A 10,937-nucleotide genomic window follows, 5' to 3' on the forward strand; every position below is an offset into this window, starting at 1 on the left:
GCCAAAATATCAGTTAAGACCTCTGTAGGCTCTCTCCAAGATGCCTGTGAGGACTTCTTTTCTCTTGCCCGTAAGTGCAAGCTCATCAAGGATATCGCAGCACCTGTCGTAATAGCTCTTTGCCATTTGGTGGGTGAAGCTTACTCCTTGATGTCTTGCCACTTCCTCTATTACTCTTTCCTTAGACAGGTTCCCACTCTCGGCTTCTGACACGAGAGAAGGATCCTGAGCGAGGGCGTGAAGAAATGGCATTGTCATAACGCCGTTTTCGAAGTCTGACTGAACAGGCTTACCTGCCTTATTCTCTGAGACTTCATAATCAAGACAGTCATCGGTGAGCTGGAAGATGATTCCTGTATAACGTCCCAGTTTTCTGAAGAGCTTAATGCGCTCCTCATCCTCATCACCTGCAAGAGCTCCTGCGTGATATGCGCCTTCGAACAGCGCAGCTGTCTTGCCGTCTATGATCGCCAGATATCTAAAAACATCCAGCCTGTAATTTCTGTTGTTGATGTTTTGCCTAAGTTCTCCCAAGGCAACTCTCTCAACATATTTGGAGAAATCAAACTTTTTGTATCTGTCTCTCTCTTCAGCCCTTGAGAGCTGTCTCATGGCAGCGGCAAGAAGATAATCGCCGCAGATGACAGCAGTTCTTTTCCCTGACTTCTTCTGAAGGGTTACAAGACCTCTTCGAAGATCTGCATCATCCATGATGTCGTCATGAATAAGTGTTGCCAGATGAAGGGTTTCCACTGCAGATGCAAAGATCACCGCATCCTTTGGAACCTGCTCTTCTTCCTTCATAGAGCAGGCAAGTGTAGCTGCTGCCCTCATCATTTTGCCCTGAGCCTCTGTAAGATAAGAGGTATAGCCCCTAATAAGTCCGGGAGCTCTTTTAATGATTCCGGATGCTTCTTCCCGGACCATATCAAAGGCTTTATCATAATCCATGTAAAGATCAGTCATTGTATAAATACCACTTTCTTGCCCAATTAACCTTCTTCCACTTGCTCTTTAGCCATGGCATGAGATAGTAGTCAATTCCGATTGAACGACCGCCGTTAAACATTACTGCCAGACCTGCGAAGATCATCCAGAAGGTATTGAGGTAAAGACCTGTTGTAGTTACAAACATAGCCTGGAGTACCAGTGAAACTGCTGCTGAAAGGAATGTGAAGCATCCTCCCATAAGTCCGAGGCCGATAAGAATCTGCAGAACAACAATAAAGCCCTGCATGAACATTGTCATAGCATCACTTGAAAGGACCATATTCTCTACGATCCAGTCAACAAAAGGAACCTGAAGCTTGAATGCGAAGTCTGAAATGGTTGACTTGGCAAGTTCTGTGCCTGATACAAAGATCATTTCAAAGAGTCCAAGATTCCAGTCAAAAATAACTGTTCCTGTATTAACGGCTGCAGCAACCTCAGTTGAAGCGGATGCAACAGCGTCTGCCACCTCTGTGGTTGCGGATGAAACTGCATCAACAGCTGCAGGATTGATTCTTCCGAGAAGTGTATCAAACCATGTATTCGCACCGCCAAAGAAGCCCTCGAGCATTGGCTTTTGAAGCCATCCTTCAACAATCTTCATAACGCCTTCAAATACCCATACAGCTCCGAGCCATACTCTTAAAGGAACCATCATGAAGCTCGGTGTCTTGTTGGAGAAGTGTCCGCCAAGGAAACTTCTGTTATTTCTGATAGTGAAGAACTCATGTGTAAGGTAACTGAACACCTTGGTCCATCCCATAACCTGAATGAAGTAGATTATGTTGATGAAGTGCTTTGCAAACATTGCAAAGAAAGATGCGAAGTTGATCTGGTGCTTGGCCATTCCGCCTCTTGCAACACCGTAGCGACCGCCCACACATACCATTACGCCATGGAACTTGGGAGCATAGCTCTCTCTTTCTCCCTCGCCGGTAATGGCAACCATGATGTTCTTAGCTACAGCTGCTGCTGAATGCTCAGCGTTCTCAACCATCTGAGGAACAGGTCTCTCCTCGCCGGGAGCTGTGTAGAGCATGTTGTCACCGATCACATAAACATTCTCATGGTCAACGCTTCTGAGATACTCATCAACTTCGATACGACCTCTTCCGCCGCTCTTAACTTCCTTGGCAATAGAAGCTGTTATCTCTGAGCTCTCGATTCCTGCAGTCCAGATAACTGTTCCTGCCACATGCTCAGTTATATCATCGCCCTTCTTGAGCTTGATAAAGTTCTCGCCAACTCCGACTACCTGTGCGTTCATGACAACGTCAACGCCCATCTTGCGAAGTCTCTTGTCTACTTTATTGGAAAGCTTCTCAGGCAGGATCGGAACGGGACGTGAAAGTCCGTCTACATCAACGATGGTCACATCTTCTCTGTCGATGCCAAATCTCTTGCAAAGAACAGGTGTGTACTCTGCAAGCTCACCAACCATCTCTACGCCGGTAAAGCCTGCGCCTACAACATAGAAGCTAAGAAGCTCTTTCTTCCTTGCAGGATCTGTCTCATCTGCAGCCATTCTGAAGCAGTCATGGAGCCTGTCGCGAAGCTTGACTGCATCGTCATAAGACCAGAGCTTGTAGCTGTATTTCTCAGCTCCCTCAACGCCAAAGTATGTTGGCTTGGAACCTGCTGCCACAACAAGGTAATCATAGCTGTACTCAGCATTCTTACCCTTAACGGTAGTATTCTCAAAATCAACTCCTGTAACTGTATCAAGAACAACGTTGACCTTTCTGCCATCAAATATCTGCTTGAGGTTCATCTTGATGCTCTCTTCGCCGACACGGCAAGCAGCTACTTCATGGAGCTCTGTGAGCATGGTGTGATAAGGATGCTTATCAATAATGGTTATCTCACAGGAGTCCAGTAATTTCTTTTTACGAAGTTTTTTTTCGAGTTTCTTGGTAGCCAGCACGCCTGCGTAGCCGGCACCGATTACAACAATCTTAGTCATAACTATCCTTCCTTTAATACATCCAAATGAAATATTGCTTAATGAGTATCGATATGATAGCATAATTAATTGTGTACGACAATATTTAATCGCAATTTATTTTGCAAAATCTAATTTACGTAAAAACGTTTTTATTAAAACGTCAGTAAACATCTGACTTTGAGGAGATACTAATGATTAAAAAATTTTTGAAGTACGTGGAGATAACCACAAAGATAACCAGTCTGTTCGCATATATTAACACAATGCTTTTTATGATATATGAGAAACAGCCGATAAATACTAAGCTCATGGCTATTTTCTTTATCGCCATGTTCTTATTTGATCTGACAACTACTGCCATCAATAACTACATTGACAGCAAGGATTATCCCGAGATGCTTCCTATTCCAAGAAAGAGCGCGTTTATTTCCATTATGGTAATGCTCGGTATCAGTACTGTTCTTGGTCTGTACCTTGCATTTAATACCGGTATCATCGTTCTGCTTCTTGGCGGATTATGTTTCCTTCTCGGAATCTTTTATACCTTTGGCCCGATACCCATCTCCAGAATTCCACTCGGAGAGGTTATCTCAGGCGTTGCATACGGAATGTTTATTCCTTTTCTTATGATGTATATAAACAATCCGTCTCACTATCTGGCCCTTAGCCTTTCATTTGAGACAATCAACCTTTCTATAAATGTAATGCCTTTTATTTCCTTCTTCCTGTTTTCGCTGGTTACAACCTTTACCACAGCCAACATCATGCTAGCCAACAACACCTGCGATATTGAAAAGGATACTGCGGTAGGAAGACTTACTCTTGCATACTATATAGGAAGAAAGTGGGCTGTACGCCTCTATGCACTTCTCTATTATGGAACCTATGCATCAGTTGCGCTTATGGTGATATGCAGATTTCTGCATCCTGTTGCCCTGATCTACTTCCTGTCGCTCCCACTTGTAATGAAGAACATTCACACCTTTAGGGATGCACAGATCAAGGAAAAGACCTTTATAACATCCATAAAGAATTTCATCATAATAAACACCTGCTATGGAATTTCCATTTTAGCAGCAATAATTGTAAGCGCTGTTATTTAACTCTGATGGTTATGGCCTTATTGACGACTTCAATTCTGCTTTCTTTATAAGCGCCGCCAAACTCACCATCGAGAGTCCATTCCACCTCATCCTCAGAATAGAAGTTAGCCCACCTTACCTGCTTAAAGGTGATGTATGGGTTACCTTCTTCTCTGGTGGCAAGAGCTGTCAGGATTGCATTGAACTCTGCAAGATTCTTGGGAGATCTGATTAGCATGAGCTCCATCTTACCATCGTCCTGATGGATATCCGAATCACCAAACAGATTCATTCCACCCACCGAAGCAGAATTACTCAGGGCGCCAAAAAGATAATCGCCCTCTTCGCTTATGCCCTCAGCCTCTACCTTCATATGAGTGCTGTAACCGATGTTCTGCGGAAGCTCTGCAATGGCGCTGATGACATAGGCAGCATAACCAAGAACGTTCTTAAGCTCCTGATCCGTAGCATAGCTCACTTTGGAGAAAGCTCCGAAGGCAGCCACGTAATTAAAGTAGCGCTCTCCAATCCTTCCAACGTCATACGTATACTCTTTTCCCAAAACAGCGATATCTATAGCCTTGGAACGCTGGGCAGGAATACCGAGGCCCTTGGCGAAATCATTGGTACTTCCCGCAGGTACATAGGCAAGGACCGGCTTTTGGTCCATGTCCATAATGGCGCTCATGACGTGGTTAAGAGTACCGTCTCCGCCACTGCACAAAACCATATCAATCTTTCCGTCATATTGCGAAAGAAGAATTTCCGAGGACAGTTCTGTCCCCGGAATTATTGGATAAACCAGCGGCTCATATCCGTTCTCCGCAAGTTTTTTCACTATGTCGAATGTATCGTTACCTGCTCTGCCCATTCCGGCAGTCTTGTTGATAAGTACTAAAGCTCTTTTCCTAGTCATTTTCTTGTATAAATCCTGTATGTGTATGTTAAGTCGAAGTAAACCTGTTCATCGCTCTCTTCTGTAAGCTCCCATTCCGGCATCTTGTCCAGGTTGGGGAAATAAGCATCTGCTTCATATTCCTTGTCGATGAAGGTTACGATGCACTTGTCACAGTCATCAAGAAACTCCTTATAAACACTGGCTCCTCCGATGATAAATACATCATCCGGATCCTCATCCTTAATAAGTTCAAGGAGCTCTTCTCTGTTATGTGCAACCTCTGCGTTCCTCACCTCGTAGTCGGGTTTGGTTGAGAGGATGATGTTTCTTCTCTTTGGAAGAACTATCTTCTGGGGAAAGGTCTCAAGAGTCTTCCTTCCGTAGATTATGGTCTTATCAAGAGTCCTTGCCCTAAAGTTGTCCTTCTGATCCGCAGGGATGCTCACCAGGAGCTGTCCCTTATTTCCAATGGCCCAGTTGCTGTCCACTGCTACAATTGCCTGCATTTATATGTCCTCCGTTATTAGATGGCGATCGGTATGTCTTTTAACTGCTCACCTGAAACCTCGTAGCCCTCAAGTGAAACATCGTTTCTTGTGAACTTGTAGAAGTCCTTGATGTCCGGATTGAGATGGAACTTGGGCGCCGGAAGAGGCTTTCTCTCAATGAGTTCCTTGATGAGCGGAACATGTCTGTCATAGATGTGCGCATCGGCGATTACATGCACCAGCTCGCCTACGTTCATGTCGCATACCTGAGCGATCATATGCACCAGAACAGCATACTGAACAACGTTCCAGTTGTTGGCTGCAAGAACGTCCTGTGATCTCTGGTTCAAGATTGCATTAAGTGTGAGCTTATCCTCGCCCTTCTTCTGAGTTACATTGTAGGTCACGCTGTAAGCACAGGGGTAGAGATGCATCTCGTGAAGGTCGGAAAAGACATATGTATTGGTCATGATACGTCTTGAAAAAGGATTGTTCTTGAGGTCATAGATAACCCTGTCCATCTGGTCGAACTCTCCCTCTTTGTAGATACTCTTTTGACCGATCTGATAGCCGTAGGCCTTTCCGATGGATCCGGTCTCGTCAGCCCACTCATCCCAAATGTGGCTGTTGAGGTCATGGATGTTGTTGCTCTTTTGCTGGTAGATCCACAAAACCTCGTCAGTTGCACTCTTAAGAGCTGTCTTTCTCAGAGTCATGATCGGAAACTCTTTGGAAAGGTCATATCTGTTTACAACACCGAATTTCTTGATGGTGTATGCCGGTGTTCCGTCCGGCCAGTGTGGTCTTACCTTCTCCCCCTCGGTTGAGGTGCCATTGTCCAGAATATCCCTGCACATGTCGATGAAAATCTCATCCGCTCTTGCCATAGTTACTCCTCCCTTTATTTGCTCCACTTGTCGCAAAGTGAATTTATCTGATCTGCGAATTTCGCCTTGTCCTTGTTGGTCATTCCCTCTGCCTTGGCTATGATGCCCATAAGCCGTGCCCCGGCGGCTTTGAGACGGGCATAGACGTCGGAAACAAGGGTAGATTCTTTCTTCTTGACCGGAACAGGAATGCCTTCCTTCATGATCTGTCCGGAGATTATGTCGAATTCTGTTCCACTGTAAGGCGCGTAAGCATCGAATCCGTGCTCGTTTTCAAGGCACTTTGCAAAGGATGTGCATACGCTGTCTTCGCCGTGTACGACAAATACCTTCTTAGGTCTCTTTTTAAAGCCTTCTATCCACTCAATAAGGCCGTTGTGATCGGCGTGGCCTGAGAGGCCTTCAAGCTTGGCTATTTCTGCCTTGACATCAATTGTCTCGCCAAAGAGCTTGACCTGCTCTGCACCGTCTATGATGGCGCGTCCAGTGGTTCCAACGGACTGATAGCCTACAAATAAAATGGTACTCTCTTCTCTCCAGAGGTTGTGCTTAAGGTGATGTCTGATTCTGCCTGCATCGCACATTCCGGCTGCAGAGATGATGACCTTGGGCTCCGGGTCCTCATTGATGGCCCTGGACTCCTCTGTTGTGATGGACAGATTAAGTCCCGGGAAGGTTATCGGATTTATATGTTTCCTGATGAGTTCAAGCGCCTCATCATCGTAACAATCATACTGATTTCTCTCAAAGATCTCTGTGGCCTCAACTGCAAGAGGGCTATCAACAAATACTTTGAAATCAGGTTTCGAGGTGACCAGCTGTCCCCTCTTGATAAGTCTTATAAAATACAGTACTTCCTGGGTTCTGCCAATTGCAAAGGAAGGGATTACAACATTTCCTCCCCGGGCAAAGGTTCTGTCCAGGATAGCCGCCAGCTCTTTTACATAATCGGGTCTCTCGCCGGGATGGAGCCTGTCGCCGTAGGTGGATTCCATAACGACGTAGTCGGCCTCTTCCGTCATCTGAGGGTCCTTGATAAGCGGCTGGTTCTTGTTTCCTATATCTCCGGAAAAGACAAGCTTCTTCTCCACATTCTTTTCCTGAAGCCAGACTTCAATACTGGAGGAACCAAGAAGGTGACCTATGTCGGTAAACCTTATCTTAATGCCCTCACAAACATTGATCTCTGTACCATAACTGCAGGGAACAAAGCACCTGATTGTGTTCTCTGCATCCTCCATGGTATAGGTGGGCTCAATTATATCGATTTCCTTAGTTCTTTTTCCCTTACGATTTCTCCACTCTGCTTCCTGCATCTGAATGTGGGCGCAGTCTCTGAGCATTATGTTGCACAGCTCAGCTGTAGCTTCTGTTGAGAATATCTTGCCTCTAAAGCCCTTTGCATATAGGAGTGGGAGATTTCCTGAGTGATCCACATGAGCATGTGTCAGGAACACGTAATCAATTTCCGGCGCAGATACAGGCAGTGGCACGTTTTCAAAGTAATTCCTGCCCTGCTCCATTCCGTAATCAACTAAGATGTTCTTGCCTGCAGCCTCGATAAAATGACAGCTTCCGGTAACTTCATGGTCAGCACCAATAAACATCAGTTTCATAAGCACTGCCTCCTAAAATCATTATAGTCTTGCTATTCTTCTTTATTATACCATGAAACTTTAATGTAAAAGGCATGGAAAAACCCCTGCGCTTTTGGTAGAATATAAAGGATTGATTATTTTCAATTTAAATAAGGAGATTATGAAAATGTTTAGAACATATGGCAAAAGAGCTATTGCAACTATTCTCAGTGCAGCAATGCTCGTGACTTTAGCAGCCTGTGGATCAACACCTGAAGGTGGCGATGACAGTGAATCAAGCAGCGGAGTTTCTTTTGAACAGATAACAGATACTGCTACCGAGGAGACCTCTGTAGAGGAGGAAGCACCTGTAGATACCGACGAGCCTTACGTACTTCCTGAAGGAATGTATTTCTCAGAGCTCACAGGTGAGCCTATCAGCGAGGATATCAAGGACCAGCGTCCTATCGCAGCCATGGTCGACAACGAGATCACTGCTCTTCCTCACTTTGACACAACAAAAGCTGATGTTGTTTATGAGCTCATGAACAGCACCAAGAATGACAGAATCACAAGACTTATGTGCGTTGTTAAGGACTGGGGATCAATCGACCAGCTTGGAAGTATCCGAAGCACAAGACCTACCAATATCCTTCTTGCTTCTGAGTGGAACGCAATCCTCTGCCACGACGGAGGCCCTTACCACAACGACGCTTACTTTGCTAAGGACTGGGCTAAGGATCACATCTCAGGTTACTTCTCAAGAGTAGACAACGGTAAGTCAAGAGAGTTTACCGAGTACATCTTAAACGGTGACCTTGAGTCAGATATCGAGAGATTCGGCATCTCAGCAACTTACAACCAGTATGCAAACGAGGGAAGCCACTTCAATTTCGTTGAGTACGGCAAAGAGATCAAGCTCGATGAGAAGTATGACAGATCATACACAGCAAACGGTGTTATTCTTCCTTTCACACACAACTCATCCAAGCTTGTTTACAATGCAGAGACAGGTCTTTATGAGTACTATGAGTACGGTGATCAGTACTTTGATGCAGCAAATGAGCAGCCACTTACTTTCAAGAACGTAATCCTTCAGAAATGCTCATTCGCTCAGCTCGATGAGAACGGATACCTTATCTACAACTGCATTGGCTCAGGCGAGTATGCATGGTATCTCACAAACGGTGTAGCTAAGGATTGCACATGGGCTAAGACCAGTGAGACCGGTGTAACCAAGTTCTACGACGAGACAGGCGAAGAGCTTCAGATCAACACAGGTAAGACTTACATCGCCCTTGTTCCTGACGACACCTGGGACAAAGTCATCTTCGAGTAAATCATTTAGGAGCAGTTATGCGTGGTATTTCAGATGGCATGAAGAGAATAAACAGTAACACTCTTAAAGTGATTGCATGTCTTGTTATGCTTCTGGACCACTTAACAGCAGGTATAATGCTTCCGGTTGTGAAAGCCGGTCTTTATCCTGATGATATTCCTTTTGAGAAGATCAAGCTTATATACGATATCCTTCGTGCTATCGGCAGAAATGCTTTTCCGATATTCTGCTTTTTGATCGTGGAAGGATTCATTCATACAAAAAGCAGGCTAAGATACGCTCTTAGCCTGTTACTTTTTGGCCTAATTTCAGAACCGTTTTTTGATGTAACCTTCTTTGCGAAGAAAGAAGTCTTTAACATCAATTTCTTTGAGTGCCTTAGCGCCAACCTTGATCATATCTGGGATAGGTGCAATGTGTATTTCACGCTCCTTATCGGACTGCTTGTTATCTGGGCTGCTGATTTCTTTATTGACAAGCTTAGAGAAAAGTTTCCTGTTCCGCTTTGGGCCTCTTACACTTTAGCCGGACTTGCCTGCGGACTCGGAATACTTGTTGCAGAACGTATTCACTCCGATTATCATGGCTTCGGCGTTGGACTTATCTTTATTTTCTACTTGCTCAGATACCAGTCTCCTCTCAATTTAGTAGCAGGATATTTGGAACTGAGCTTCCTTGGTACCGAGTACTATGCTCTTCCTTCTTTTGTGCTTCTTTATTGCTACAACCATAAGAGAGGCAGAAAGATTGGGAAGCTGAAGTACTTGTTCTATGCATTTTATCCTGTGCATATTTTCCTGATTTATGTACTTAGATGTTTGATGTACGGTTGATACTGTACTCTGTGATATTTTATGTAGTTTGAATTATGCTTCGTTGATGCTTCTTCTGCCGCCCCAGATTTCGGGGATTGTAGCACGAAATGCCAAAACGTCAAGAACAAGACAAGTGGGCAAAGAGCGCCCATTCTTGACGTTTTGGCATTTCATGCGTTTAGGTCACTAAGGGGCCGGCAGAAGGTGACCACCGGAAAGGATGCGCGCCTAGGCAGGGAGAGCCCCTTGTGCAAGTGTTTGCGAAGGGTATGGCCGGCCAATAGGATGGATGAATGGGAAGTTTACTGTCCTGAGAGGGAAATTGCAAAAATACCGTAAGGGAATTTGGGCGATTCGCGGAGGGCTACTGTCCTGGAGTGAAAACTTAAAATATACCGTAATGTAATTTGGTGTTATTCATGGTGGACTACTGTCCCTTAGCAAAATCTTCATATATACCGTAATGGAAAACGGGGTGATCCACGGAGGGCTACTGTCCCTGAGCAAAAACTCAATATATACCGTAAGGGAAAACGGGGTGATCCACGGAGGGCTACTGTCCCTGAGCAAAAACTCAATATATACCGTAAGGGAAAACGGGGTGATCCATGGCGGACTACTGTCCCTAAGCAAAAACTTCATATATACCGTAAGGTTGAGCTGAAATGTCCATGAGGCACTACTGTCCTAGAGCAAAATCTTCATATATACCGTAAGGTTGAGCTGAAATGTCCATGAGGCACTACTGTCCTAGATTAAAAATCTTCAACAAGCAGTAATGAATTCGATATTCAGTGTTCCATGCTTGCTTTTTTCATGTCCTGGAGCCAATATCCTGCCTTCCTGCCACAGATTCTGCCTTGCCACAATCCCCTTTTGCTTGTTTTCTCATGTCCCAGAGACGATATCCTACCGT

General features: G+C 44.9%; 9 protein-coding genes. 3 read left to right on the top strand and 6 right to left on the bottom strand.

What is annotated here, in order from left to right:
• Window positions 1-9: 9 nt before the first annotated feature.
• Window positions 10-966 carry a polyprenyl synthetase family protein gene (locus G632_RS0109010; protein ID WP_022768705.1) on the bottom strand — a complete coding sequence of 319 codons (957 nt, stop codon included), beginning with the start codon at window positions 964-966 and terminating at the stop codon, window positions 10-12.
• On the bottom strand, window positions 959-2,953 hold the full coding sequence (locus tag G632_RS0109015) for an FAD-dependent oxidoreductase (protein ID WP_022768707.1): 1,995 nt from the start codon (window positions 2,951-2,953) through the stop codon (window positions 959-961). Before G632_RS0109015 ends, G632_RS0109010 begins: the two co-directional genes overlap by 8 nt.
• A gap of 173 nt (window positions 2,954-3,126) precedes the next feature.
• Between G632_RS0109015 and G632_RS0109020 the strand changes: the two genes are divergently transcribed.
• Window positions 3,127-4,038, top strand: coding sequence for a UbiA family prenyltransferase (locus G632_RS0109020; RefSeq protein WP_022768708.1), 912 nt, complete (start codon window positions 3,127-3,129; stop codon window positions 4,036-4,038).
• Here the strand turns inward: G632_RS0109020 and G632_RS0109025 are convergent.
• Genes G632_RS0109025 through G632_RS0109040 form a run of 4 tightly spaced genes read right to left on the bottom strand, consistent with a single transcriptional unit; the run spans window position 4,031 to window position 7,906 of the window.
• Window positions 4,031-4,933, bottom strand: coding sequence for a diacylglycerol/lipid kinase family protein (locus tag G632_RS0109025; protein ID WP_022768709.1), 903 nt, complete (start codon window positions 4,931-4,933; stop codon window positions 4,031-4,033). The two genes, G632_RS0109020 and G632_RS0109025, sit on opposite strands and share 8 nt — an antisense overlap.
• A complete protein-coding gene (locus tag G632_RS0109030; protein WP_022768710.1) occupies window positions 4,930-5,421 on the bottom strand; it encodes a dihydrofolate reductase in 492 nt (163 codons plus the stop codon). Before G632_RS0109030 ends, G632_RS0109025 begins: the two co-directional genes overlap by 4 nt.
• Before the next feature lie 17 nt (window positions 5,422-5,438).
• Complete coding sequence (gene thyA, locus G632_RS0109035; protein WP_022768712.1) at window positions 5,439-6,290, bottom strand: thymidylate synthase; 852 nt, start codon at window positions 6,288-6,290, stop codon at window positions 5,439-5,441.
• A 14-nt stretch (window positions 6,291-6,304) separates the two neighbouring features.
• Window positions 6,305-7,906, bottom strand: a complete 1,602-nt coding sequence (locus G632_RS0109040; protein ID WP_022768713.1) for an MBL fold metallo-hydrolase RNA specificity domain-containing protein — start codon at window positions 7,904-7,906, stop codon at window positions 6,305-6,307.
• 148 nt (window positions 7,907-8,054) lie between these two features.
• Here G632_RS0109040 and G632_RS0109045 point away from each other — a divergent pair, with 148 nt between their 5' ends.
• Entirely contained in the window at window positions 8,055-9,206 is a 1,152-nt protein-coding gene (locus G632_RS0109045) for a DUF3048 domain-containing protein (protein WP_022768714.1), read from the top strand.
• Between the two features lie 17 nt (window positions 9,207-9,223).
• Window positions 9,224-10,039 (top strand): TraX family protein, encoded by an 816-nt coding sequence (locus tag G632_RS0109050; RefSeq protein ID WP_022768715.1) that lies wholly within the window; start codon window positions 9,224-9,226, stop codon window positions 10,037-10,039.
• Window positions 10,040-10,937 lie beyond the last annotated feature (898 nt).

The organism is Butyrivibrio sp. NC2007 (genome assembly GCF_000421405.1).
GTDB lineage: Bacteria > Bacillota > Clostridia > Lachnospirales > Lachnospiraceae > Butyrivibrio.